Below are 24,860 nucleotides of genomic sequence, written 5' to 3'. Positions count from 1 at the left end.
GGTCACACCCGTTCCCATCCCGAACACGGAAGTTAAGCCCTCCAGAGCCGATGGTACTCCGCGGGAAACCGCGTGGGAGAGTAGGTCGCTGCCGGATTCTTTTTGAAAGCCCCTGGTGCCGCAAGGCGCCAGGGGCTTTGTCTTTGCGGGCTTGTGTCACGGGCCGCCGCACCTGGCTTGAGCGCTGAGACGCGCTCGCCAGGGGTTCCTGGTGCCCGTGCGCGTGGCTCGATTTTGCCCGGCGTGTGCCGCAGCCTGCGCTCGCGGTAGGCGATTCTGGAGTGACGCGGGATGGCAGGTGGGTCAGTTTTGGAGCGAGGGGAGGCCAAGTTCTCGGATTCGTTGGGGAATCACGTCATCTTGGATGTTTGACCGCCGTTCTCACTGGATCTAGAGTCACTGCTCCCCCCGGTCTGCGCACCGCCTGCTGCGGTTCGTACTCGCCGGCGCCGGGCAGCCCCGCGAGATGAAGAAGCCGACCTTCTTTGGGAAGTACCTGCTCCTTGAGCGCGTCAACGTCGGCGGTATGGCCGAGGTCTTCATCGCGAAGGCTTTTGGCGTCGAAGGCTTTGAGCGCATCCTAGCCATCAAGAAGATCCTTCCGACGATGGCGGAGGATGACGAGTTCATCACGATGTTCATCGACGAGGCGCGGATCAGCGTTCAGCTGAACCACGCCAACATCGTGCACATCCACGAGCTCGGGAAGCACGAGGAGACGTACTTCATCGCCATGGAGTACGTGGCGGGCCGTGATGTCCGCACGCTCCTGGAGCGCTACCGTCGTCGCAAGGAGATCATGCCCACCGCACAGGCGGTGTTCATCGTCTCCAAGATGTGTGAGGGCCTGGACTACGCGCACCGCAAGAAGGACGCGCGCGGCCAGGACCTCCACATCATCCACCGCGACGTCTCTCCGCAGAACATCCTCGTCTCGTACGAAGGCGAGGTGAAGATCATCGACTTTGGCATCGCCAAGGCCGCCAACCGTTCGCAGAAGACGCAGGCCGGCATCCTCAAGGGGAAGTTCGGCTACATGAGCCCGGAGCAGGTCCGGGGCATGCCCATCGACCGGCGCAGCGACATCTTCGCGGTCGGCGTACTGCTCTACGAGATGCTCACGGGCGAGAAGCTCTTCGTGGGCGAGTCCGACTTCTCCACGCTGGAGAAGGTGCGCAACGCGGACATCCCGCTGCCGCGCGAGTTCAACCCGAACATCTCCGCGGGTCTGGAGAAGGTCGTCCTCAAGGCGCTCGCGCGCGAGCCCGAGGACCGCTACCAGTGGGCTTCGGACCTCCAGGAGGACCTGATGCGCTTCCTCCTCGCGGGGGACGCCATCTACTCGTCGAAGCACCTGTCCGGCTTCATGAAGGAGGCCTTCGCCGAGGACATGCTCCGCGAGGCGGAGAAGATGGAGCGCTATGCCTCCGTTGAGCGCCCGGACCAGATCGAGCACTCGGGTGTGACGCTGCCTCCTCCCGTGGCCGCGCCCCCCCGCGCGACCTCCCAGAAGAGGTCGCCAGCGCCTTCGGCCACCGGTTCTCCGGTGGGTCGCGCCTCCACTGCGCCCGCACAGCCCGCGCCTGGCTACATCCCGCCGCCCAGCGCTGAAGAGCTGGCGGAGATGGATGGCGCCGCGGACAAGACGCAGATTGTCGACTCCACGCACACGTTCCGCGCCCCGGAGACGCGGATCGCGGACAGCAGCGTCGTCGTGGACGACAGCATCACCGGCCGTTCGGAGAACCCCATCGACCGGGCCGGGCACCACACGAGCGCGTCTCCCTACGCCCAGGACGAAGGAAGAGGCGGCAAGGGCAAGAGCGGTCCCAAGTCCCAGGTCATCATCGGGGACGAGGGCGGAGAAGCCTACGCGGGGGCGACCATGATTGGTCCGGCTCCGACGGCGCCGCCTTCGCGCTCCCGCGGTGGCTCGGCGGCTCCCGTGCTGGATCCCGAGGAAGAGGAGACCACGGGCAACATCACCGTCCCGGTGGGCTCCCGCCACAACGGCCTGCGCGCTCAGGCGGCCGAGGAAGACCCGGACGGCGCCTACGACGACCAGGGCGACGAGTACGAGGGTGACGGCCAGGAGGACTACGGCGACGAAGGGCAGGACTCGGAAGAGCCGCCCTACGACGATGAGGCCGACGGTCCGGCGACCATCCCCCAGAAGGCTTCCAAGATGGCGAAGCCGGCCCCGGCCGCCAAGGTCCAGAAGGCCAAGGCGCCCGCTGGACCGAAGAAGCCTCTGCCCAAGCCCGCCATCATCGGCATGGCCGCGGGCGCGGCCCTGCTGCTCCTGGTCGCGGTGATTTTCGTGGTCCGCGGCTCGTCCACGGGCTCCGTGAACTTCGTCGCGCCCGTGGGTGCCACCGTCCTCGTGGACGGTGAGGCCGTGAACGCCAACCAGGTCATTGAGCTGTCCGCGGGCATCCACAACGTGACCGCCTCGGCTCCGGGCTATCAGCCCGTGACGCAGCAGATCGAGGTCACCGCCGGACAGGCGGCGGCCCCCATCCTCCTCAGCCTGAAGGCGGCGGATGCTCCGACTCCGAAGCCTCCAGAACCCAAGCCTCCAGAGATCAAGGATCCGCCGCCTGCTACGCCGCCGGTGGTGGTGGACAATACGCCGCCCACGACGCCGGAGACGCCCCCGGAGAAGCCCGTCGAGCCTCCCGCGCCGAAGACGTTCACCGCCCTGTTCGAAGGGCAGGAGGGCGCGGAGATCACCGTCGACGGCAAGTCGCTGGGCAAGCTGCCCGGCGCGAAGCTCGGCGACCTGGAGATGGGCAAGAAGTACACGTTCACGGCGAAGCGCGCGGGCTTCAAGCCGTTCTCCGGCGACTTCACGTCCAGCGGGGACACCGAGGTGCGCGTCGCCGTGGACATGGTGGAGGAAGCGCCACCGCCCGAGCCCAAGCCGAAGCCCCCGCCTCCGGAGCCGAAGCCCAAGCCTCCTCCTGTGGCCGTGACGCCGACCCCGAAGCCTCCTCCGGAGCCGAAGCCGAAGCCCGCCGCTGCCGCGATGGGCAAGTTCGCCTGCAGCACGTCGCCGACGGGCGCTCAAATCTGGGTGGATGGGAAGAACACGGGTCGCTTGAGCCCCGTGACGCTGGGCAATCCGCTTTCACTGCCGGTGGGCAAGCACAAGGTCGTCTTCAAGCTCAACGGCAAGTCGACCAAGCCCCAGGTGGTGGTCGTCGAGGCGGAGGGCGTGGCCAAGCTCATCAACGTCCCGGTGAATTGAACGGACGCACTGCGCCATGGGGCATCTTGTGCCCCTGGCGATTGTTGAGCAGGGATGTCAGGGGGCAGGCTATGACGCCTCGCCCACGACGCTCCTTACGTTGAGGTGATGTGTTCATGAGCACGACGTCCACTCGAGGCAAGCCCGACGCTGGCCCCGCGCAGCAGCCTTTCACCTATCCTCTTCGCCAGGAGTTCGTGGAGCCCGACTGGCGGCGCATCCCGGGCTACAAGGACGTCACCGCGGCGGAGTGGGAGAGCTCGGTGTGGCAGCGCAAGCACACCGTGAAGAACCTGCGCGAGCTGCGGGCGACGCTCGGGGCGCTGCTGCCGGACGACCTGTCCGCGAGCATGGAGTTGGACCAGAAGGAGCGGGCGACGATGTCCATCCTCGTCCCGCCCCAGATGCTCAACACCATGAACCTGGAGGACCTGTGGAACGACCCGGTCCGCAAGTACATGTTGCCGGCGCTCGCCGACCGCCGCACGGACTGGGCCAACCACCCGCGCGCCAGCCGTGACAGCCTCCACGAGGCGGACATGTGGGTCGTCGAGGGCCTGACGCACCGCTATCCGACGAAGGTGCTGGCGGAGATGCTGCCCACGTGCCCGCAGTACCGCGGCCACTGCACGCGCATGGACCTGGTGGGCAACGACGTCCCGCAGGTGTCCAAGCACAAGTTCGCGACGGGGCAGAAGGAGCGCTACGAGCAGATGCTGGACTATCTGCGCCGCACGCCCACCGTGCGCGACGTGGTGGTGTCCGGCGGCGACATCGCGAACCTGCCCATCCAGGCGCTGGAGCCGTTCGTCAGCGCGCTGATGGACATCCCGAACATCCGCGACATCCGCCTGGCGTCCAAGGGCCTCATGGCGCTGCCGCAGCACTTCCTCCAGGACAACGTCCTGGCCGGCCTGGACCGGTTGGCGAAGAAGGCCGTGGAGCGCGGCGTGGACCTGGCGATGCACACGCACGTGAACCACGCGCAGCAGCTCACGCCGCTGGTGGGCAAGGCGGTGCGCAAGCTGCTCGACATGGGCTTCCGCGACGTGCGCAACCAGGGCGTGCTCTTGCGCGGCGTGAACGACAGCCCGAAGGCGCTGCTGGACCTGTGCTTCACGCTGCTCGACCACGCGAAGATCCTGCCGTACTACTTCTACATGTGCGACATGATCCCCAACAGCGAGCACTGGCGGCTGTCGGTGGCGCAGGCGCAGAAGCTCCAGCACGACATCATGGGCTACATGCCGGGCTTCGCCACGCCGCGCATCGTCTGTGACGTGCCGTTCGTGGGGAAGCGGTGGATTCACCAGGTGGCGGAGTATGACCGCGAGCGCGGCATCTCCTACTGGACCAAGAACTACCGCACCAGCGTGGAAGCGAACGACGCCGACGCACTTGATCGGAAGTACGAGTACTTCGATCCCATCGACACGCTGCCGGAGTCCGGCCAGGCGTGGTGGCGGGATCAGCCCAAGGCGGCGTAATGGATTCCTCCGTGGGCGCCATCGCGCCCCAGTCGTCCCCCCGTCCCTCGCTCAGTGCCGAGGGGCGGGCCCGGTTGTTTCCCTCCGTGATCGACGCGGAGTGGACGGACTGGCGCTGGCAGCAGCGTCACTCGGTGCGCAACCTGGAGCAACTGGAGCGCTACGTGCGCCTGACCCCGGATGAGCGCGCCGGGGTGCAGGAGACGTCCTCGCTGTTCCGGATGGGCATCAGCCCTTACTACCTGTCCCTCATCGATCCGGAGCACGCGTTGTGCCCCGTGCGCATGCAGTCCATTCCGGTGCGCGCGGAGGCCCGGGTGCGGCCCGGGGAGCTGGAGGATCCGCTCGGCGAGGACAAGACGCGCCCGGAGGAGTGCATCGTCCACAAGTATCCGGACCGGGTGCTGTTCCTGGCCCTGGATACGTGTTCGGTCTACTGCCGTCACTGCACGCGGCGGCGCATCACCAAGGGCGGTGAGGCGGAGCTCACCAAGGACCAGATGCGCCGGGGCATCGACTACGTGCGCAACCACCCCGAGGTGCGCGACGTGCTCATCTCCGGGGGCGACCCGTTCCTGCTGAGCGAGGAGCGGCTGGAGTCGCTGCTCGCGCCGCTGAGCGAGATTCCGCACGTGGAGATGATCCGCATCGGGACGCGGGTGCCGGTGGTGCTGCCCATGCGTGTCACGGACTCGCTGGCGCGCCTGCTGCGCCGCTACGCGCCCGTCTACGTCATCACCCACTTCAACCACCCCAAGGAAGTGACGCCGGAAGCGCGCGAGGCGTGCGAGCGGCTGGTGGACCATGGCGTGCCGGTGGAGAACCAGGCGGTGCTGATGCGTCAGCTCAACTCGGATGCGCGCATCATCAAGGAGCTGTCGCACGTGCTCCTGCGCAGCCGCGTGCGCCCGTACTACCTGCACCAGATGGACGTCGCGGAAGGCTGCGAGCACCTGCGCACGCCCATCGCCAAGGGGCTGGAGATCCTCCAGCAGCTTCGCGGGCACACCAGCGGGCTCGCGGTGCCGCACCTCGCGGTGGACCTGCCGGGTGGGGGAGGGAAGGTCACCCTCCAGCCCGACTACGTCATCGAGCGCGGCGAGCGGGAGACCCTGTTCCGCAATTACAAGGGCCAGACCTACGCGTACCCGGAGCCGGAGGAGACCGACTGCTCCTGCCCGTACGACGAGGTGTGGCAGGCGCGGTCGCGGGGGCTGGGCTTCCGAGGCCGCTGAGGGCCCCGGAGGATGCCGGGCGCCGCGGGGCTACTTGCGGCGCTTGGAGGCCTTCCGGCTCATGCCCTTCGCCGTGCCGGCGCTGTCGCCAATCTCCACGGTCGGCGCACCCGCTGTGCTGTCCAGGCTGCCGTCGACGTCGACGGAGGGCTCCGCGCCGTCCGCGGACTCCATCTCCACGGGGTCCGAGTCGCTGAAGCCCTGCTGGATGTGGACCTCGCCGTCGCCCTTGCGCTTTTTCGCCTCGGCTTCCTTCTCGGCCTTGGCCTTGTCGTCGAGCCGCTTGGCCTCGTTGGCGACGCGCTGATTGTCCTCGGGTTTCATCCGGGCCGTGAAGCTGGCGAACTCCTTCGCGGAGACGCCGTGCTTCTCCATGACCTTGGCGGATTCCTTCTGCTGGTCGCGGATGGCCTGGCCTCGCTCGGCGTTGCTCATCTCCGAGGGCTTCCGGTTGCCGTGCTCCTCGTTCACCTTCGCCTGGGCCGCGAACTCATCGCGCTGGATGGCCGCCACCTTCTCCGGCGTCAGGCCTTCCTCCTCCGCGAGGGCAGGGGGCGCCAGGACGAGCGACGAGGCAGCGAGCATCAACGAGAGACGGGTGGTCATGGGGAAGCTCCTCAATCCGACCCATCATAGGCACGGAGTCAGAGCCAGCGCATGGCCGGTTCTTCAGGGCGCCTGACACCGCGTGCAGCCGTCGTTCGCGCCCGCGCACTGCTCGCGGGCCCTGGCGCAGCGCGGCGGGAGGTCGTCCCGGTCCCCCTGTTGCTCCACGAGGCCGCAGAGCTCCTTCGCCGTGGCGCACGTCCGTGTGGAGACGTCGCACTGCTCGGCGCAGGTCAGGTCGTCACCCTGCTCGCGGGCGCGGAGCTCGTCGAGGCGTGCCTCGATGCCGTCGATGGTCGCGTCGTCGTCTCCGGCCACCCGGGTGTCCACGTGCTTCGCGCAGCCTGCCAGCGCGATTCCCGCGATGAGGAGGGCCAGCCATGACCGGATCGCTCGCATGGGCCTACCCATACGCGCCCGCTCGTGGCTGCGTCCAGTCAGCGGCGTTCCGGGGAGCGCATGCGGCGCTCGGGGCGGGGCTCCGGTTCAGGGGGACGGCTCCAGTAGAGCCAGGCCGTCAGGGCCAGGAGCGCGGCCACGGCCAGCCTCCTCAGCCATTCCTCCCGCGCTCGTCCGGGCGAGTTCGCGTCGGCCTGGGCGGCCTTGTCCAACGCGGCTTCCACTTCCGGCCCCAGGGCATGCATCCGCCTGCACAGCCAGGCCACGGGCGCGAGCGGCACCGGCACGGGCGCGGTGTCCTTCTCCACGGCCATGGCCAGCATGCGCTCCCAGGCGGTGGCTTCCTCCGGGCTCTCCGGGGACCTCGCGGGCTGGCCCAGTTGACGGGCCAGGGCCACCGCCGAGCGGAGCAGCAGCACCGAGAAGGCGTCGCTTGAAATCCCGTACCAGGCCGCGCACTCCGCCTGGGGGCGGCGCTCCACGAGCCGGCGGACCAACACGGCGGCCGTGCGGGGCTCCAGCGCGCGGAGGGCCTCGGAGAGGGCCTCGGGGGACAGGCGGGCGACGTCGGGGACGGAGGCAGTCACTGGGCCCCATTCTGCGGCATCCGCCTGGGGTTTTCGCGGGCTCCTACCGGGGAGAGGTCCTGGCGCCCGGCCGATTTCTTGAGGCGGATCGCTCCGCCCCTAGACTGTTGGACCATGTTGCAACGTGTGGCACTGCTGCTGCTCCTGCTCGCGTCATCGCGGGCGTTCGCCGTGGAGACGATGCGCATTGCCATGGACGACCCCGGCGACGAGGTCCGCGTGAGCGGCCGGGGCCTGGGCTTCGGCCCGGATGCCGAGGACGGCACCTTCGTCTCCGTCACCGCGGGCCAGGCCACCGTGCGCCGCCGCAACGGCAAGCTGGAGGTCAACGGGGCTCCCGTCATCGGGGACGCCATCCGCTTCCGTGGCGGCCTGGAGGCCACCGACGCGGGCGGTCCCGGCAACGAACCCCTGAAGGCGGGCAGTGCGCAGGTTCGCGGCGACGTCGTCGTGCGCGTCTTCAAGAACAGCCTCCAGCTCATCAACGTCATCCCCCTGGAGGACTACCTCGCGGCGGTGCTCGGCAGCGAGATGCCCGTGTCCTTCCCCCTGGAGGCGCTCAAGGCCCAGGCCGTGGCCGCGCGGACGTACGCGCTGCAGAAGAAGCTGGACGCGTATGGCGCCGCCTTCCACATGGGCAGCAGCGTGCTCCACCAAGTGTATGGCGGCGTGAACCGCGAGGACGCCAAGACTCGCGCCGCCGTGGAGGCCACCCGGGGTGAGGTGCTCACGTACGACCTGGCCCCCATCGAGGCGTACTTCCATGCCTCCTGCGGCGGGCGCACCGAGTCCGGGCAGGACGCCCTCCAGCGGAACCTGCCGTACCTGCAGCCCGTTGACTGCCCCTGCGGCAAGCTGCCCGCCAGCCGCTGGACCGCGACCCTCTCCGAGGCGGAGCTGCGCGGCGCGCTGAAGGCCACACCGGGCGGCATGCGCGTCACCGGCCGCACGCCCACGCACCGGGTGACCCGCGTGACGATGTCGGATGGCACCGCGGTGGACGGCGTGTCGTTCCGCCGCAAGCTGGGCTACACGCGTCTCAAGAGCCTGGACTTCGACGTGGAAGCCTCCGGCAAGAACTACGTGTTCACCGGACGTGGCTTCGGCCACGGGGCGGGGCTGTGCCAGTGGGGCGCCAAGGCCCTCGCCGACCAGGGCAAGGCGTACCGGGAAATCCTTTCCCACTACTACCCGGGCGCCGAGTTCCAGCAGCTCTACTGACGCCCTCGCCGGTTCCGTGAGGGCGCGGGGGCTGCTACAAGCGCCAACCCCGTGTCGTCCCTCCTCTCCGACTACGATTTCGAGCTCCCCGAGGCGCAGATCGCCCAGGCCCCGCTGCCCAACAGGGACGCGTCGCGCCTGATGGTCGTCAGCCGCGCCACCGGTGCATGGAGCCACCAGCACTTCACCGACCTCGCGGACCTGCTGCGTGAAGGTGACCTGCTCGTCCTCAACGACGCGCGCGTCATCCCGGCGCGCCTGCTGGGCCAGAAGAGCGGCACCGGCGGCCGCGTGGAGCTGCTGGTCGTCCGCCCCGCCGCCACGGCCACGCTCACCTCCGCCGCGCTTGGTGGGGCTCCCGAGTCGCTCGAGTGGGTCTGCCTGGGCCAGGCGTCCAAGGGGCTCAAGCCCGGCCAGTCCATCACCTTCGCCGGGGGCCTGTCCGCCGAAGTCCTGGAGGCCCTGGGGGGAGGGGAGTACCGGGTGCGCTTCCATGCGGCGCCGGGTGCTTCGCTCGCCAGCCTCCTGGACGCGGCGGGCCGGCTGCCCCTGCCTCCGTACATCACCCGTGAGCCCGAGGCCGCGGACGCCGAGCGCTACCAGACCGTGTACGCCCGCGCGTCCGGCGCCGTGGCCGCGCCCACCGCCGGCCTGCACTTCACCGAGGACGTCTTCGCGAAGCTCGCGGCGAAGGGCGTGCGGCGCGCGGAGGTGACGCTCGACGTGGGGCCCGGCACCTTCCTCCCCGTGCGCGAGGAGGTGCTGGACAAGCACCACATGCACCCGGAGCGCTTCACCGTGCCGGAGGCCACCGCCGCCGCCGTGAACGCCGCGAAGGCGGAGGGGCGCCGCGTGGTCGCCGTGGGCACCACCGTGGTGCGCACGCTGGAGTCCGCCACCGACCCGGACACGGGCAGGCTGCGCGTGGGCCCCGGCGAGACGGCGATGTTCATCCGGCCGGGCTATGCCTTCCGCCAGGTGGACGTGCTCCTCACGAACTTCCACCTGCCGCGCTCCACGCTGGTGATGCTGGTGAGCGCGCTCCTGGGCCGGGAGCGCACGCTCGCCGCGTACCAGGAGGCCGTGCGCGCGGGCTACCGGTTCTTCAGTTACGGCGATGCCATGTTGGTGAAGGAGTGAGTGCCGTGGTCGACGAGCAGCGCAAGGAGAAGGGCGATACCCGCGTGCCCCCGGGGCTGGTGCGCTTCGAGCTGTTGCACGAGGACGCCAGCGGCACCAAGGCGCGCCGCGGCCGGCTGAACACGCCGCATGGCCCCATTGAAACGCCCATCTTCATGCCCGTGGGCACCGTGGGCAGCGTCAAGGGCGTGGGCCCGGACGACCTGAAGACCCTGGATGCGCAGATCATCCTGGGCAACACCTACCACCTGATGCTCCGCCCCGGAGAGCCGCTCGTCGGGGAGATGGGCGGCCTGCACCGCTTCATCTCCTGGGACCGGCCCATGCTCACCGACAGCGGCGGCTTCCAGGTGTTCAGCCTGTCGGAGAAGCGCAAAATCACCGAGGAGGGCGCCGCCTTCCAGTCGCACCTGGACGGCTCGCGGCACTTCCTGTCGCCGGAGCGCTCCATCGAAATCCAGGAGACGCTGGGCGCGGACGTCATCATGGCGTTCGACGAGTGCCCCCCGTCCACCGAGGACCGGGCCTACCTGGAGAAGTCCCTGGCGCGCACCACGCGCTGGCTGCACCGGTGCGTGAAGGCGTGGGGCCGCGAGCGCTCGTCGCTGTTCGGCATCGTACAGGGCGGCCTCCATGAAGACCTGCGCAAGCGCCACGCGGAGGAGATCTGCGCGGTGGACCTGCCCGGCTACGCCCTGGGGGGCTACTCCGTGGGCGAGGCGCCGGAAGCCATGCACGCGGGCGTGGCCTACTCGGCGCCGCTGCTGCCCCGGGACAAGCCGCGCTACCTGATGGGCGTGGGCACGCCGCTGGACCTGGTGACGTGCGTGGAGCACGGCGTGGACATGTTCGACTGCGTGCTGCCTACACGGTGCGCTCGCAACGGCCTGCTCTTCACCTCGGAGGGCAAGCTGGTCATCCGCAACGCGGCCTATGCCAAGGACCCCCGGCCGGTGGACCCGGCGTGCTCCTGCTACACCTGCCGCACGTTCAGCCGGTCCTACCTGCGGCACCTGTTCGCGGCGGGAGAAATCCTGGCGATGCGGCTCAACACCCTGCACAACCTTCACTACTTCCTGGACCTGATGGCCCAGGTGCGCCGCGCCATCGCGGAGGACCGCTTCGCCACGTTCGCCCGGGACTTCCGGGCCAAGGCCGTGGCGCAGGAGGCCGAACGCAAAGGTGGTCGGTGAGCGGGCAAAGGGATTGCCGCGCTTCCGGCGTTCACTTGCTCACATGGGGCGCCCTTGCTAAGAGGCCACCCTTTCGGATGTTTTGACCCCACCCGTACGCCGGGTCGGGGCCGGTTTCCCGAGTCCTCCCTTCCAAACGACGAGGCAGTTCGTGGCTGACAGTTTCCTGATTCTCGCGCAGGCCGGGGCCGGTTCCCCCCTGGGGACCTTCGGCTTCCTCGCCGTGCTGGTGGCCATCATGTACTTCGTGATGATCCGCCCCCAGCAGAAGCAGCTCAAGGAGCACCGCAACCTGCTCGCGGGGCTGAAGAAGGGGGATGACGTCGTGACGTCCGGCGGCATCCTTGGACGCATCCACCAGGTGGACGACTCCACCGTGACGCTGGAGATCGCCAGCGGAGTGCGCGTGCGCGTGCTCAAGACGGCTGTCAGTGCGAAGGGAACCGTTCCGGTGGCGGGCGCCCCGGCGGCTGCCCCCGCTGAGAAGAAGGAGGAGAAGTAATGGACCGCGGCTGGTGGTGGAAGTTCGGAATGATCGTCGCGGTGACGCTGGGAACGATCTGGTTCCTCGTCCCGACGTACTACTCGCTGGTGGTCCTGGACCGCAACGAGCGCAACAACATCGCCGTGCTGGAGCAGCGGCTGCCCGCGTGGGCGCCCCCCGCGAAGTACCGCCTCAACCTGGGGCTGGACCTGCAGGGCGGCATCCACATGGTGATGCGGGTGGACACCAAGACGGCCCTGCAGAAGCGCACCGAGCGCCGCGGGACGCAGATCGCCACCTACGTCAACGACAAGAAGCTGGGTGAGGTGACGGCGGACACGGACCCGGAGCGGCTGCAGCTGGTGCTGACCGCGAAGGACCCGGGCACCATGGACGCCATCCAGAAGGAAGTGCTCGCCACCTTCACCGACTTCACCGTGGAGTCCCGCAACGGCGGCACGCTGGTGCTCAAGCCGGACGAGGGCCAGGTGAACCGCTTCCGCGACGAGGCCGTGGACCAGGCGATGCTCGTCATCCGCCGCCGCATCGACAAGTGGGGCGTGGCGGAAGTGGACGTGCGCAAGCTGGGCACGGACTCCATCCAGATTTCGCTGCCCGGCCGCAGCAACCCGGAGCAGGCCAAGGAACTGGTGGGCACCACCGCGCAGCTGGAGTTCCGGATGGTGGACGACACCAACCCCCAGGTGTTCGCGCAGATGTACCAGCAGAACCCGCCCCCCGCGGAGAGCAAGATCACCCTGGTGGAGGACGAGGGCTTCCCGCAGCTGTCCTCGCCCAACCGCGAGGCCCTGCTGGCGTACGCGAAGGACAAGACGCCGGAGGGCCGCGACGTCGTCACCGAGTGCGTGGCGAACCCGGTGAAGAAGAACGACTGCATCGCGTACCGCAGCTACCTGCTGGACAAGAACGTTCCGCTCACCGGTGAGAGCCTGGCGGGCGCGGACGCGTCCGTCAGCCAGATGAACGAGCCGGAGGTGAACATCGCGTTCGACCCGGCCGGTTCGCGCGAGTTCGAGAAGCTGACCGAGGCCGCCGTGGGCCGCCGGATGGCCATCGTGCTGGACGACAACGTGCACACCGCCCCGCGCATCAACGAGAAGATCGGTGGCGGCCGCGCGCGCATCACCATGGGCCGCGCCAGCGGGCGCAGCTTCGAGGAGTGGCTGGGCGAGGCGCAGACGCTGGCGCTGGTGCTCAAGGCCGGTGCGCTGCCCGCGCCGGTGACGGTGGGCGAAATCCGTCAGGTGGGCGCGACGCTGGGGGACGAGCTCATCAAGAAGGGCAGCCTGGCCGCGCTGGTGGGCCTGGCGCTCGTCGTCGTCTTCATGGCGGTCTACTACCGCAAGTCCGGCCTCATCGCGGACGTGGCGCTGCTGCTCAACGGCCTGCTCATCCTGGCCGGCCTGGCGTTCTTCAACGCCACGCTGACGCTGCCGGGCATCGCGGGCTTCGTGCTCACGCTGGGCATCGCGGTGGACGCGAACGTGCTCATCAACGAGCGCATCCGCGAGGAGTTGTCCCACGGCAAGTCCGCGCGCGCGGCGGTGGACCAGGGCTACGACCGCGCCTTCTGGACCATCTTCGACGCGCACGTGACGACGCTCATCGCGGGCTTCATCCTGTTCTTCACCGGTACGGGCCCGATCCGCGGCTTCGCCACCACGCTCATCGTAGGCCTGCTGGCGTCGCTGTTCACGTCCATCGTCGTGACGCGCGTCATCACGACCTACTTCGTCCACGGCCGTAACGCGCAGTCGGTGTCCGTCTAACCGGCCCCCACAGGCGCCACGGGAAATCCGCCATGCAGATTCTCAAGCACAAGACGAACATCGACTTCATCGGCAAGCGCAAGCCGGCGCTCTTCATCTCCACCCTCATCAACCTGGCCATCATCGTCGGCATCGCCGCGGTGGGGTTCAACTTCGGCGTGGACTTCGCCGGCGGCACGGTGGTGGAGCTGAAGTACAACACTGCCACCACCGCAGCGCAGGTCCGGGAGAAGGCCCAGGCCGGCGGTCTGCACGACGTCAGCGTGCAGGGCATCGGCTCCGCGGATGAGAACTCCTTCCTCCTGCGCATGGGCGGCGTCACGCAGCTCACCGAGGAGAACGCCGAGCGCGCGAAGACGGCCATCCAGGGCCTGGGCGAGACGCGCAACGTCTACGCCGACATGGCCAACGGCATCGTGAACTTCCGCTCCTCGCAGCCCCTGTCCGTGGAGGCGGTGAAGAAGGCCGTGCAGGACGGCGCGGGCATTGGCGTGCAGGAGGTGCGCGACCTGGGCGCGAACCAGGGCGGCACCGGCTATGACTACCAGGTCGTCGCGAGCGGCATGGCGGACAAGGTGTTCACCGCGCTGAGCGCGGGCCTGGACAAGCCGAACTTCGAGCAGCGCCGCGTCGACTACGTGGGTCCGCAGGTGGGCAAGCAGCTGCGCAACCGCGGCATCATGGCGCTGGTGTACTCGATGGTCGCCATCCTCATCTACGTGGCGTTCCGCTTCGACTTCAAGTTCGGCCCGGGCGCGCTGCTGGCCATGCTCCACGACGTGGTGATGGTGGCGGGCTACTACCTGGTGAGCCGGCGCGAGTTCAACCTCACGTCCATCGCCGCGCTGCTCACCATCGTGGGCTACTCGGTGAACGACACCATCGTCATCTACGACCGCATCCGTGAGGACATGGTGAAGTACAAGGGCAAGCCGCTGCCGGAGATCATCAACATCGCCGTCAACGACACGCTGGGCCGCACCATCCTCACGTCCGGCGTGACGGCGCTGTCGCTCATCGGTCTGCTCATCTTCGGCGTGGGCGAAATCTTCGACTTCGCCATGGCGATGCTGGTGGGCATCCTCGTGGGCACCTACTCGTCCGTGTACATCGCCAGCCCGCTGGTCATCTGGCTGGACGAGCGCGCGCACGCCCGCGAGGGCCACTCCGGTGGCTCCAAGCAGGAGCCGAAGACGGCCTGAGCTGTCTGACGTCTTGATGCGACGAGGGCCCTCCTTCCCATGTGGAAGCGAGGGCCCTTCGCTTTTCAGAAGCGCGCGCCCAGCGTCAGCGACGCGTCCCTCGCGGCACCGCGCACTCGCCGTGCAGGTTGGGGGCAGGAAGGCAGGCGAGCGCGCGTCTGAACAGACGTGCAGGAGGGTGGTGTGAGTGGACGGGTTGGACTGCCTTGGTCGGACGTCTGAGGTACTGTCCTTCGCCATGCGGTGGTTGCTTCCAGATGTCGTCGAGCAGGAGGTCGGTTCGCTCGCGGGTGAACTGTCGCTGCACCCGTTGGCGGCGAGGGTGTTGCTCCACCGGGGCTACCGCACGCCGGAGGCGGCGTCGGCCTTCCTGTCGGACCGGCTGGCGGACCTGCCGGACCCGTTCCGGATGAAGGGCATGGGCCCCGCGGTGGAGCGCGTGCTGCGCGCGGTGCGGCTCAAGGAGAAGGTGACGCTCTACGGGGACTACGACGTGGACGGCGTGTCCTCCACGTCGCTCATGTACCTGTTCCTCAAGGAGCTGGGCGCCACGCCCTCCACGTACATCCCGCACCGGTTGGACGAGGGCTATGGCCTCAACCTGGGCGCGGTGGAGCGCATCGCGCAGGACGGCACGCGCCTGCTGGTGACGTTGGACTGCGGCATCACCTCCGTGGCGGAGATTGCCCGCGCGAAGGAGCTGGGCCTGGAGGTCGTGGTGGTGGACCACCACACGGTGCCGCCCACGCTGCCGCCCGCCACCGCGGTGCTCAACCCGCACCAGCCCGGCTGCGAGTACCCCACCAAGGTGCTGTGCGCCGCGGGCGTGGCCTTCAACCTCTGCATGGGCCTGCGCAAGCGGCTGCGCGACGACGGCTTCTTCGCCACGCGCAAGGAGCCCAACCTCAAGGCGCTGATGGACCTGGTGGCGCTGGCCACCGTGGCGGACGTGGTGCCGCTCACCGGCGCCAACCGCATCCTCGTGGCGCACGGCCTCCAGGAGCTGTCCCAGGGCCGCCGTCCCGGCATCCGCGCGCTGAAGGAGGTGGCTGGCCTGGAGCCGGACGCCACTGTCACCGCGGGGCAGGTGGGCTTCCGCCTGGGGCCCCGCATCAACGCCGCGGGGCGCCTGCATGACGCGTCGCTGGGCCTGCAGCTGCTCTGCGCGGACTCCGTGGAGACGGCGCGCTCGCTGGCGCAGGTGTTGGATCGCGCGAACGCGGAGCGGCAGGGCATTGAGAGCGGCATCCTCACGCAGGCGCTGGCGCAGGCGGAGGAGCACAAGGACTCGCGCGGGCTGGTGCTCTACGACGAGGGCTGGCACCCGGGCGTCATCGGCATCGTGGCGTCGCGCGTGGTGGAGCGCTACCACCGGCCCACGGTGATGGTGGGCGTGAAGGACGGGGTGGGGAAGGGCTCGGCGCGCAGCATCGAGGCGTTCCACCTGTACGACGCGCTCACCGGGTGCTCGGACCTGCTCATGCGCTACGGCGGGCACAAGCACGCCGCCGGCCTCACCATCGACGCGAAGCAGCTGCCCGCATTCCGCGAGGCCTTCGCGAAGATTGCCCTCCAGCGGCTGACGCCGGAGGACATGATTCCTCGCTGCCGCGTGGACGCGGTGGTGAACCCTCGCGACCTGGACGCGACGGCCGTGGAGTCGCTGCAGAAGCTGGGGCCCTTCGGTCAGGGCAACCCGGAGCCGGTGCTGGTGCTGCGCGGCCAGCAGGCCCGGCCTCGCGTGCTGCCCGCGAAGTCCGGGGTGCCTGGCGCGGGGCACCTGAAGCTGGCGCTCGTGGACGCTCCGGAGCTGGATGCCATTGGCTTCGGCATGGCGGACCGCGTGTCGCTGGTGGAGGGACCGGTGGACCTGGCCTTCCAGGCCGGCTTCGACACCTTCCGTGGCCAGCGCAAGCTGTCCCTGCGCCTCAAGGACGTGCGTCAGGCCGCCTGACTCAAGTCCGAGGTTCCTGCCCGCGCTACGCGAGCCCCCAGCGCACCCGGCCCGGCGACATCAGCGCGCCGGCCCGCGCCAGCTCGTTGAGGCGGAAGCGCTCCGCCTGCCGCTCGAAGGCGGTGCGGCAGCCCTCCGAGCAGAAGAAGTACCGGCGCTTCTTGTACTCCGACGAGGGATGGCCCTCCGGCGCCTCCAGGTGCCTGCCGCACACCGGATCCCAGTGCCGGGTGTTGCCCTGCCCGTGTTCCTGTTCGCCGTTCATCTTCCACCTCCAGCCCGACGCCCCTGACTCCCCCAACCGGCGCGAATGTAAGCAGGGGGCATGCCAGGGGTCCATCTCCTTGGAATACCAAGCAGGGGGCCGTGCCCGCGGGCGCGAGGGAGGGGAAAAAGTTCAGCCCCCGCCACCGCTTCCCGGGTGGGAAGGGAGCGGGGGCCGAAGGACCCAAAACGGGGCGGTGCTTCAGAAGCCGACGCCGGCGCTGCCACCCAGGAAGAAGTCGTTGGCGTAGCCGCGCCGCAGGCCCATGGCCTCGATGCGGAAGGTGAGGTGCAGCGTGCGCGACAGGGCGGGCCGGCCGCGGATGCCCAGGCCGTATTGGACGACGGGCTTGAGGCCGTTCACCTGGGTCTCTTCCTCGCCCACGGTGATGCCGGTGTTCTGGTACGCGAGTCCACCACCGGCCTGAAGGTACAGACCGAAGGGCGAGTCGCCGAATTGGAACAACCAGGCGGGTGCGAGCGTGAAGTAGTGAAGCCGCGTGTCCCCCTTGATGAATTCCGTGCCGTCACTGAGGCTGCCGTAGAGCCAGCGCAGGTCCGCGAAGAGGGCCTCGCGCAGGGTCGCGTTCTCCGTGAAGAAGTTGCGGCCGAACTCCCAGGTGGCGCGCACGCCCAGGCCGGGCTTGTTGTCGGAGAAGTCGCCTCGGGCGCTGTCCACCATCAACAGACCGGCCACCAGCTCCACCGCGACGCCCAGGTTGGGGTCGTCCAGGCGGGACATGCCGCGGAAGCCGTCGTCGTTGGTGGCCTCGGCGGCCTCGCGGAACTCGTCCGTTTCGTCCACCAGCCTGCGGCGGCGATCGTAGGCGTCGTCGTCGTCCTTCTGGGCCTTCTCCTGGGCGCGTTCGGCTTCCTGCTCCGGGTAGGCGTAGGGGTCGTCGTCATCCGCGCTCTGGGCGAACGCGACAGGGGTGAAGAGCAGGCTGCCGGCGAGGCAGGCCTTGAGCCAGGTGTTCAAGGGAGCGGGCCTCACTGGAAGATGCTGGGGCAGGTGGTGCCGCCCGCGGCGCTGGCCGGGCAGAGGTTGGCGCCGATGAGCAGCTCGCGCGGGATCTGCAGGTGGTCCATGAACTCGTTGCAGACGGCCTTGCGCAGATCCAGGTCGGAGATGTGCGAGATGATGGCGGCGGCGGGGACCGCCAGCGAGAACTGGGACTGATCCCCCAGCACCAGCTGCGTGTACTGGTAGATGCCCGGCTTCGCGGGGTCCGTGTCGTAGTACGCGGAGACGATGTCGCGCTGCAGCTGGGCCTCCTGGCCGGTGGAGCGGCCCGCCTGGTAGAGCGCGGTCGCCAGCAGCGTGCCCACCTGGTACTCGGCGCCGTCGGCGGAGAAGGTGCCCACGTCCTGCTGCTGCACGCGGGCGTACAGGAGCGCGCTCATGCAGCGGTCCCCTCGCGACAGATCTCTCGCGTCCGTCACCCCGGCGAAGGGGCCGCCGTCGAAGGAGGTCGACATGAAGCGCGGATCACACCCGCTGACGCTGCGGCAGGTGGCGCCGTAGGCGTGGTAGTCCGCCAGGCCCTCGTCGAAGGACTTGAGCACGTTGGCGCCCTGGCTGGGGTTCCCCGCGGACCAGTTGGACAACGCCACGGGCAGGGACTGCCCGGCGTACGCCAGCCGGTTGAACACCAGGTGCGAATACTCGTGCGCCATCACCGCCGCGTTGAGGGGCAGGGGCGCGCGCTGGATCTGATCGAACGGCAGCACCATGAAGGACTGGAGCACCGGGTAGAAGATGGCGTTGTCGCGCGCTGGCTCCTTGCTCACCTGCGCCTGGATGAACTCCGGGAAGTAGTAGAGCGTCGGCGTGGGCTCGAAGGAGACGACCTTCACGTTGGCGACGGTGCGGAAGTACTCGTTGGCGCGCTCGAGGTTGTAATACGAGGTCACCATGTTCCAGGAGTGGAAGTCCGCGGGCCAGAGGACGTCATCGCCCGTCTTCTCGTCCTTCTGGCTGATGTAGCTGGCCTTCACGTCGTGGCCGGACTTCTTGAGCAGCACCTCCGCGACGTTGTCCGCGGTGGCGTTCTGGAGCGCGGGGTCGTTCACGTCGATGACGATGCGCGCACCGCCCTGGAGGTCGCCGACGGTGCCCTTCAGGCCGACGACGTCCTCGATGGTGGTGAGTTCGACCTGCGTGGGGACGTACTGGCCATTGCTGGAGCGGGACAGGACGGAGACCTTGACGGGGGCCTCGCTGTCCGGCGCGCAGCCCGTGGCCAGGGCCAGCCCGACGGCGGCGGTGGTGACTGTTCGGAGCATGACGCCGTTTTACTCCGGACCGCTCAGAACGTGTATTCCCCTCCGAGTGTGAGCAGGCCGGAGGTGTCCGCGGGGAGGCCCACCGGCACGTCCCGCTGGAGGGCCACGGAGGCCCACAGCCGCACCGCGTCGCCCAGGCGGACCGTCCACCGGGTGGCCACCACGTGGGCCACGCCCTCACCCGGCACGTACCGGGTGAAGGCGTAGGACAGCTGGCCCCGGAGGGCGGGGGTGAGGCGCCAGGAGAGGGACGGCCTCAGGTCCCAGCGGACCGGGGCGGAGGGGAAGCCGGTGGTGGCGTTGACCTCGCCCAGGCGCCGCGCCACGGCCGCGCCCAGGTCGCGCAGCTGGCGGCGGCTCAGTCCCGCCAGGGCCTTGCGGGCGGCCACACGGCTTTCGAGCTGGGCCTCCAACTGGTCCGTCTCCGCGTCGGTGAACTGGCCCGCGGTGAGCGGGTCCTCGCTGTAGAAGGCAAACGCCCCTCGCAGCCCCAGCTCCCATTGGCCCTTCCAGAGGAGCCGCGCCCCCAGCGTGGGGCGGGCCGACCAGAGGATGTCCTCCTGGGCATAGCGCTCCGTTGCGGCGCCGTCGGAGACGGTGAGCAGCTGGCGGCGCAGCGGGTTGCGGCTGACGCCCACGCCCGCGTCCAGGCCGTACTCCCAGGTGCCGAAGCCCGCCGAGTCCCAGGCCGCTCCCAGCTGCACCGCCTGGCTGCCGGAGCCCGTCCGGGCGGTGAGTCCGGGGACGTTGAGGCGGGGGCGCTCCTGGGTCAGCTCCGTGTCCGAGGCCTTGGACAGGCCCAGGCTGACGACGCCGGACAGGAGCCAGTGTTCGCCCGCCAGGTGATCCATGCCCACGGAGAGCTGATGGGTGGCCGCGGTGCCGGATTCCGGACGCACGCCGGTGTAGCCCAGCGTGACGAAGGTCGCTTCCCCTACGCCCACGTCGCCCAAGAGGCTCCACAGGGCATAGCCGTGGCCGCCGCTCGCCTCGAGCGTGACGGAGCTGTCCGCCACTTCCGCCCCTGCGCTTCGTGCCCCCAACAGCGCGAGCAGCACCCACCCCGCGCGCATGCACGGGGGCATGCCCTTGGGCCGGCGGTGGGTGTCCAGGTCCCCCTGCATGGGGGCTTCAACCCGCGATTCAATTCCCGGTTGCGGGGACGTGCGCGCCTGCCTGCTCATGCGCCCGTCTTCCGAGGGAGATGACGGTGAAAACACGGGGGCTTTCGGGCCATGGATTCCTTGACGCGTCGTTTCCACGATCCGCTATGGTGCCCGGCCTTCCTTCCCGAACCAAACGCAGGCGGTCTCCATGGCGGTCCCGTTCATTTCAGAGGTCAAGCGTACCCACACGTGCGGTCAGCTCACGGCCGCGAACGTTGGCGAAGAAGTGGTCCTCTTCGGCTGGGTGCACAATCGCCGCGACCACGGTGGCGCGGTGTTCATCGACCTGCGGGACCGCGAAGGGCTCACCCAGGTGGTGTTCGAGCCGGACAGCAAGGAGGCACATGAGACGGCCGGCCACCTGCGCCTGGAGTACTGCGTCGGCATCAAGGGCAAGGTGCTGTCGCGCGGCAAGAACGTGAACCCGAAGATGAAGACGGGTGAGATCGAGGTGAAGGCCTCGGACCTGACCATCTTCAACCGCTCGGAGCCCACGCCGTTCCTCATCGAGGACAACGTGGAGACGTCCGAGGAGAAGCGCCTGGCGCACCGCTACCTGGACCTGCGCCGCGGGCCGCTCCAGAAGACGCTGATGACGCGCTCCAAGATGAACACGCTGGCGCGCTCGTACATGGCGGGCAACGGCTTCCTGGAGCTGGAGACGCCCTTCATGGGCAAGTACACGCCGGGCGGCGCTCGTAACTTCCTGGTCCCCAGCCGCCTGAACCCGGGCAAGTTCTACGCGCTGGCGGAGAGCCCGCAGCTGTACAAGCAGCTGTTCATGGTCGCGGGCTTCGACCGGTACTTCCAGATCGTGAAGTGCTTCCGCGACGAAGACCTGCGCGTGGACCGGCAGCCGGAGTTCACGCAGATCGACGTGGAGATGAGCTTCGTCACCCAGGACGACATCTTCACCATCATCGAGGGGCTGCTGAAGAAGCTGTGGGGCGAGGTGCTGGGCATCGACATCCCGACGCCCTTCATGCGCATGGACTTCTACGAGTCCATGGCGAAGTACGGCAACGACAAGCCGGACCTGCGCTTCGGGCTGGAGCACGTGGTGCTCACGGACGTCATCCGCGAGCACGGCGCGGCCGGCGGCGTGCCCATGATGTGGGACGCGGTGCAGGACAAGGGCATCGTCAAGGCGATGGTCGTCCCGGCGGAGAAGGCGCTGTCCCGCGCGGAGAGCGACAAGCTGGAGGACTTCGCGAAGCAGGCGGGCGCCAAGGGCCTGGCGCGCGCGAAGGTGGGCGAGGGCGGTGAGTGGACCCAGTCCCCGCTGTCCAAGACGATTACGCCGGCGCTGCGGCAGGCCATCAACCAGGCCGTGAACGCGAAGACGGGCGACCTCATCCTGTTCCAGTTCGGCCGCGAGTCGCTGGTGCACACGGTGATGGCGAACCTGCGCGTGCACGTGGCGAAGAAGCTGGGGCTCATCCCCGAGTACGGCAGCGGCGGCCAGTGGAAGTTCCTCTGGGTCGTGAACCCGCCCCTCTTCGAGTACGACGACGAGACGAACACCTGGGCGGCGGCGCACCACGCCTTCACCCGTCCGCACGACGAGGACGTGCAGTACCTGGGGACCGACCCGGGCCGCGTGAAGTGCCACCGCTACGACGTGGTGCTCAACGGCTTCGAGATTGGCGGCGGCTCCATCCGCCTGCATGACCCGAAGGTGCAGAGCGAGGTGTTCAAGGCGCTGGGCATCCAGGAGGAGGAGGCGCGCGTGAAGTTCGGCTTCCTGCTGGACGCGCTCAAGTTCGGCGCGCCCCCGCACGGCGGCATCGCGCTGGGCATGGACCGCCTGGTGATGCTGCTCACCGGCGCGGAGTCCCTGCGCGACGTGATTCCGTTCCCCAAGACGAAGACGGGCACGGACACGATGACGGGCGCTCCCGGCGACGTGGACGAGAAGCAGCTGCGCGAGCTGCACGTGCGCTCGGTGCCGCTGCCGCAGAAGTAGTCAGTCACGTCCCGCCGGGAGGTAGACACTCCCGGCGCGCTGCTTTCGTTGCTCGCCGCACCCCGGGCCGTTCGAAGGGCCCGGGGCAGTGGCTGGAAGCCGACGGACAGCCCCCCGGCACGGCTGGACATCCCGGTGGCCGTGGCCATTGGGGACCCGTGGCGTGCGAGGGGGAGGGCGCGATGCGGGGACGGGCGTTCGGGGCCTGGGTGCTGGCGTGGGCCCTGCTGTGCTCGGGGCCGTCCTTCGCGGCCGAGACGACGAAGATGCCCCCGGGCCTCACCGGTGGCTGGGGCGGGGCGCGCGGACTGCTCTACGAATTGGGTGTGGCGCTCCAGGTCCGCTACGTGACGGAGCTCGCCTTCAACGCACGCGGTGGCAAGGGCCATGCGCTGCGGCAGGCGGGCCAGCTCAACGTGGGGCTGGGCCTGGACATGGAGAAGCTGGCCGGGCTCAAGGGCGGCACCTTCCAGTTCACGTTCACGTACCGCAACGGCAACAACCTGAACGCGGACATGGAGCTGGGGAACCTCCAACTGGTGCAGGAGGTGTACGGGCGCGGCAACGTGGGGCGCCTCACGCAGCTCTGGTGGGATCAGCTCTTCTTCGGCGAACAGGTGCACCTGAAGCTGGGGCGCATGACGGTGGGCGAGGACACGGCGGACTTCCCCTGCGACTTCCAGAACCTGTCCTTCTGCGGCGCGCAGCCCGGCAACATCGTGGGCAACTACTGGTTCAACTGGCCGGTGAGCCAGTGGGCCACGCGGTTGCGCGTGGACCTGGCGAAGGTGGCGTACGTGCAGCTGGCCGCGTACGAGATGAACCCTCGCAACCTGGAGGAGGCCTTCTATCTGGGGCGCTTCAGCGGGGCGACGGGTGTGATGCTGCCCCTGGAGCTGGGCTGGAACCCGAAGTTCCGCGGCGACCGGCTGGAGGGGCTCTACAAGGTGGGCGTCTGGTACGACACGTCCAACGCGCCGGATGTGTTGCTGGCCGGCGTGGAGCGCGATGGGAGATACGGCATCTACTTCGTCGCGCGCCAGCAGCTCACGCACGTGGCGGGCGCGGAGAACAAGGCGCAGGGCCTGAACGTCTTCGTCCGCCTGACGCACACGGACCTGGACACCTCCACGCAGGACGGCCAGTACACGCTGGGCCTGGGCTACACGGGCGTGTTCGGCCGGGCGGATGACGACGTGGGCTTCGCGCTGGGCGCCACGCACACCAACGGGCGCTACGTCACCGCGCAGCGGCAGAAGCAGGCGCAGGACCCCGGCACGCCCATCCCTCGCACGGAGTACCTGACGGAGCTGTACTACAGCCTCCATGCGACGCCGTGGCTCGTGCTGCGGCCCAACTTCCAATACATCCGCCCCGGCGGTGACGAGGACGCGCGCAACATCATCGTCCTGGGCCTCAAGGGGGCGCTCACCCTGTAGGGCATGTGGGGAGAGGGCCCCCTTTCCGTGCCGCTTCGCGGGTGGCCTAGAGTGGGGCCATGGCCCTGTCACCCTCGTGGGATGCGTGGCTGTCGGAGAACCTGCTGCGGGGCGTGCCTGAGGAGGCGCTGGCCCGGGCACTGGTCGCCGGAGGGGTGGCTCCGGAGGAGGCTCGCTCGGAGGTGGTGTCGCTCCTGGACGTGCGCGCGTCGCTGCATGCGCAGTCCCGCCGGACGGTGGAGCGGCGGCGGGGGGTGTCCGCGGAGGAGTTCCAGGCCCGCTACTACCGCGCGCACCGGCCCGTCGTCCTGGAGGACTTCCTGGAGGGCTGGCCGCTGATGGAGCGCTGGCGGCCGGAAGCGCTGGCGCGGGACTACGGCGACGTGGAGGTGGAGGTCATGGCGGGCCGCGAAGCCCGCGTGGACCATGACGTGTCACCGGATGCGTGCCGCACGGTGATGCGCCTGGGCGACTTCCTCCGCCGGCTGGAGCACGGCGGGCCGTCCAACGACCTGTACCTCACCGCGCGCAACTTCGCGCTGGAGCGGCCGGAGCTGCGGGGGCTGCTGGAGGACCTGCGGCCGGCCCCGGGCTTCGTGTACCCGAAGCGGCAGCACGGGAGCATCAAGCTGTGGGTGGGGCCCGCGGGCACGCACACGGCGCTGCACCATGACGTGGACTCGGTGCTGTTCTGCCAGGTCCACGGGCGCAAGCGCTTCTGGCTGGTTCCGTCGTTCGAGACGCCTCGCCTGTACAACCGCGAGCACGTGTGGAGCCCGGTGGACGCGGCGGCGCCGGACCTGGAGCGCTTCCCGGACTTCGCCACCGCGCACGTGCACGAGGTGGTGGTGGGCCCGGGGGAGATGCTCTTCATCCCCGTGGGCTGGTGGCACCAGGTGCTCGCGCTGGACGTGAGCGTGTCGCTGACGTTCCAGTCGCTGGAGGTGCCGGGCGGAAACGCGCGGTGGCACACCTTCGGTTGAGGTGTGCCCTCCGCTTCAATGGCTTGCGTCAGCCGTTGAGGTTTTCGTCCTTCGGCGTTTCAGGAAGGGGCGGTGTGGACGGCGGCGGCGTGGGCGATGGTGTTTCAGGCGTCCGCTTCCGGCTGAGGTCCTCCTGCGCGGGATCACAAGGGGGATTGGGGTTCGGGACGATCTTGTATGAGTTCTCGGGAGGCGTCATGGAGTCCGC

The 24,860-nt window shown here is 69.0% G+C and carries 20 protein-coding genes and 1 rRNA gene; 14 read left to right on the top strand and 7 right to left on the bottom strand.

The annotated features are described in order from the left end of the window. From rrf to D7Y15_RS07690, 4 genes are all read left to right on the top strand, one after another. Positions 1 to 97: ribosomal RNA gene (gene rrf / locus D7Y15_RS07705) — 5S ribosomal RNA — on the top strand; the annotation flags it as partial. Between the two features lie 369 nt (positions 98 to 466). Continuing rightward, complete coding sequence (locus tag D7Y15_RS07700; RefSeq protein ID WP_120579135.1) at positions 467 to 3,250, top strand: serine/threonine-protein kinase; 2,784 nt, start codon at positions 467 to 469, stop codon at positions 3,248 to 3,250. A 116-nt stretch (positions 3,251 to 3,366) separates the two neighbouring features. Continuing rightward, entirely contained in the window at positions 3,367 to 4,737 is a 1,371-nt protein-coding gene (locus tag D7Y15_RS07695; protein WP_121752160.1) for a KamA family radical SAM protein, read from the top strand. After that, positions 4,737 to 5,972 carry a KamA family radical SAM protein gene (locus D7Y15_RS07690; RefSeq protein WP_121752156.1) on the top strand — a complete coding sequence of 412 codons (1,236 nt, stop codon included), beginning with the start codon at positions 4,737 to 4,739 and terminating at the stop codon, positions 5,970 to 5,972. Before D7Y15_RS07695 ends, D7Y15_RS07690 begins: the two co-directional genes overlap by 1 nt. 30 nt (positions 5,973 to 6,002) lie before the next feature. Here the strand turns inward: D7Y15_RS07690 and D7Y15_RS07685 are convergent, their stop codons facing one another. The 3 genes from D7Y15_RS07685 to D7Y15_RS07675 form a co-directional block, all read right to left on the bottom strand. Next, positions 6,003 to 6,578: a hypothetical protein gene (locus D7Y15_RS07685; RefSeq protein WP_121752155.1), complete on the bottom strand. Its 576-nt coding sequence runs from the start codon at positions 6,576 to 6,578 to the stop codon at positions 6,003 to 6,005. A 63-nt stretch (positions 6,579 to 6,641) separates the two neighbouring features. Next, positions 6,642 to 6,977, bottom strand: coding sequence for a hypothetical protein (locus D7Y15_RS07680; protein WP_233597251.1), 336 nt, complete (start codon positions 6,975 to 6,977; stop codon positions 6,642 to 6,644). A gap of 38 nt (positions 6,978 to 7,015) precedes the next feature. Further along, complete coding sequence (locus tag D7Y15_RS07675) at positions 7,016 to 7,564, bottom strand: hypothetical protein (protein ID WP_120579139.1); 549 nt, start codon at positions 7,562 to 7,564, stop codon at positions 7,016 to 7,018. A 114-nt stretch (positions 7,565 to 7,678) separates the two neighbouring features. On the opposite strand from D7Y15_RS07675, the gene D7Y15_RS07670 reads away from it, so the two are divergent. From D7Y15_RS07670 to recJ, 7 genes are all read left to right on the top strand, one after another. Further along, positions 7,679 to 8,785 carry a SpoIID/LytB domain-containing protein gene (locus D7Y15_RS07670; RefSeq protein ID WP_121752154.1) on the top strand — a complete coding sequence of 369 codons (1,107 nt, stop codon included), beginning with the start codon at positions 7,679 to 7,681 and terminating at the stop codon, positions 8,783 to 8,785. A gap of 51 nt (positions 8,786 to 8,836) precedes the next feature. Beyond that, positions 8,837 to 9,925, top strand: a complete 1,089-nt coding sequence (queA, locus tag D7Y15_RS07665) for a tRNA preQ1(34) S-adenosylmethionine ribosyltransferase-isomerase QueA (RefSeq protein ID WP_121752153.1) — start codon at positions 8,837 to 8,839, stop codon at positions 9,923 to 9,925. Between the two features lie 5 nt (positions 9,926 to 9,930). After that, a complete protein-coding gene (gene tgt, locus D7Y15_RS07660) occupies positions 9,931 to 11,118 on the top strand; it encodes a tRNA guanosine(34) transglycosylase Tgt (protein ID WP_120579142.1) in 1,188 nt (395 codons plus the stop codon). A gap of 151 nt (positions 11,119 to 11,269) precedes the next feature. Beyond that, on the top strand, positions 11,270 to 11,620 hold the full coding sequence (yajC, locus tag D7Y15_RS07655) for a preprotein translocase subunit YajC (protein ID WP_120558798.1): 351 nt from the start codon (positions 11,270 to 11,272) through the stop codon (positions 11,618 to 11,620). Further along, on the top strand, positions 11,620 to 13,392 hold the full coding sequence (secD, locus tag D7Y15_RS07650; protein WP_121752152.1) for a protein translocase subunit SecD: 1,773 nt from the start codon (positions 11,620 to 11,622) through the stop codon (positions 13,390 to 13,392). Before yajC ends, secD begins: the two co-directional genes overlap by 1 nt. A gap of 32 nt (positions 13,393 to 13,424) precedes the next feature. After that, entirely contained in the window at positions 13,425 to 14,594 is a 1,170-nt protein-coding gene (secF, locus tag D7Y15_RS07645) for a protein translocase subunit SecF (protein WP_121752151.1), read from the top strand. Positions 14,595 to 14,832: 238 nt separating this feature from the next. Then, a complete protein-coding gene (recJ, locus tag D7Y15_RS07640; protein ID WP_120579145.1) occupies positions 14,833 to 16,548 on the top strand; it encodes a single-stranded-DNA-specific exonuclease RecJ in 1,716 nt (571 codons plus the stop codon). Positions 16,549 to 16,573: 25 nt separating this feature from the next. Here recJ and D7Y15_RS07635 read toward each other — a convergent pair whose 3' ends face one another. From D7Y15_RS07635 to D7Y15_RS07620, 4 genes are all read right to left on the bottom strand, one after another. Then, positions 16,574 to 16,813, bottom strand: a complete 240-nt coding sequence (locus D7Y15_RS07635) for a YHS domain-containing protein (RefSeq protein ID WP_120597215.1) — start codon at positions 16,811 to 16,813, stop codon at positions 16,574 to 16,576. Between the two features lie 201 nt (positions 16,814 to 17,014). Continuing rightward, positions 17,015 to 17,791: a hypothetical protein gene (locus D7Y15_RS07630; protein WP_121752150.1), complete on the bottom strand. Its 777-nt coding sequence runs from the start codon at positions 17,789 to 17,791 to the stop codon at positions 17,015 to 17,017. Positions 17,792 to 17,802: 11 nt separating this feature from the next. After that, a complete protein-coding gene (locus D7Y15_RS07625) occupies positions 17,803 to 19,098 on the bottom strand; it encodes a hypothetical protein (protein ID WP_121752149.1) in 1,296 nt (431 codons plus the stop codon). A 23-nt stretch (positions 19,099 to 19,121) separates the two neighbouring features. After that, on the bottom strand, positions 19,122 to 20,222 hold the full coding sequence (locus tag D7Y15_RS07620) for a hypothetical protein (protein WP_121752148.1): 1,101 nt from the start codon (positions 20,220 to 20,222) through the stop codon (positions 19,122 to 19,124). 190 nt (positions 20,223 to 20,412) lie between these two features. Here D7Y15_RS07620 and aspS point away from each other — a divergent pair, with 190 nt between their 5' ends. The 3 genes from aspS (at position 20,413) to D7Y15_RS07605 (ending at position 24,652) form a co-directional block, all read left to right on the top strand. Beyond that, positions 20,413 to 22,230, top strand: a complete 1,818-nt coding sequence (gene aspS / locus D7Y15_RS07615; protein ID WP_121752147.1) for an aspartate--tRNA ligase — start codon at positions 20,413 to 20,415, stop codon at positions 22,228 to 22,230. Positions 22,231 to 22,412: 182 nt separating this feature from the next. Beyond that, positions 22,413 to 23,669 (top strand): carbohydrate porin, encoded by a 1,257-nt coding sequence (locus tag D7Y15_RS07610; protein WP_121752146.1) that lies wholly within the window; start codon positions 22,413 to 22,415, stop codon positions 23,667 to 23,669. A 59-nt stretch (positions 23,670 to 23,728) separates the two neighbouring features. Further along, positions 23,729 to 24,652 (top strand): cupin-like domain-containing protein, encoded by a 924-nt coding sequence (locus D7Y15_RS07605; protein WP_121752145.1) that lies wholly within the window; start codon positions 23,729 to 23,731, stop codon positions 24,650 to 24,652. The last annotated feature ends 208 nt before the right edge of the window (positions 24,653 to 24,860 follow it).

The organism is Corallococcus sp. AB030 (assembly GCF_003668965.1).
Lineage (GTDB): Bacteria > Myxococcota > Myxococcia > Myxococcales > Myxococcaceae > Corallococcus > Corallococcus exiguus.
This window is presented reverse-complemented; position numbering and strand designations above follow the sequence as displayed.

Coding starts and splice junctions, on each gene's coding strand:
- D7Y15_RS07700 (WP_120579135.1), top strand. CDS start 467: ATGAAGAAGCCGACCTTCTTTGGGAAGTACCTGCTCCTTGAGCGCGTC.
- D7Y15_RS07695 (WP_121752160.1), top strand. CDS start 3,367: ATGAGCACGACGTCCACTCGAGGCAAGCCCGACGCTGGCCCCGCGCAG.
- D7Y15_RS07690 (WP_121752156.1), top strand. CDS start 4,737: ATGGATTCCTCCGTGGGCGCCATCGCGCCCCAGTCGTCCCCCCGTCCC.
- D7Y15_RS07685 (WP_121752155.1), bottom strand. CDS start 6,578: ATGACCACCCGTCTCTCGTTGATGCTCGCTGCCTCGTCGCTCGTCCTG.
- D7Y15_RS07680 (WP_233597251.1), bottom strand. CDS start 6,977: ATGCGAGCGATCCGGTCATGGCTGGCCCTCCTCATCGCGGGAATCGCG.
- D7Y15_RS07670 (WP_121752154.1), top strand. CDS start 7,679: ATGTTGCAACGTGTGGCACTGCTGCTGCTCCTGCTCGCGTCATCGCGG.
- secD (WP_121752152.1), top strand. CDS start 11,620: ATGGACCGCGGCTGGTGGTGGAAGTTCGGAATGATCGTCGCGGTGACG.
- secF (WP_121752151.1), top strand. CDS start 13,425: ATGCAGATTCTCAAGCACAAGACGAACATCGACTTCATCGGCAAGCGC.
- recJ (WP_120579145.1), top strand. CDS start 14,833: ATGCGGTGGTTGCTTCCAGATGTCGTCGAGCAGGAGGTCGGTTCGCTC.
- D7Y15_RS07635 (WP_120597215.1), bottom strand. CDS start 16,813: ATGAACGGCGAACAGGAACACGGGCAGGGCAACACCCGGCACTGGGAT.
- D7Y15_RS07625 (WP_121752149.1), bottom strand. CDS start 19,098: ATGCTCCGAACAGTCACCACCGCCGCCGTCGGGCTGGCCCTGGCCACG.
- D7Y15_RS07620 (WP_121752148.1), bottom strand. CDS start 20,222: ATGCAGGGGGACCTGGACACCCACCGCCGGCCCAAGGGCATGCCCCCG.
- aspS (WP_121752147.1), top strand. CDS start 20,413: ATGGCGGTCCCGTTCATTTCAGAGGTCAAGCGTACCCACACGTGCGGT.
- D7Y15_RS07610 (WP_121752146.1), top strand. CDS start 22,413: ATGCGGGGACGGGCGTTCGGGGCCTGGGTGCTGGCGTGGGCCCTGCTG.
- D7Y15_RS07605 (WP_121752145.1), top strand. CDS start 23,729: ATGGCCCTGTCACCCTCGTGGGATGCGTGGCTGTCGGAGAACCTGCTG.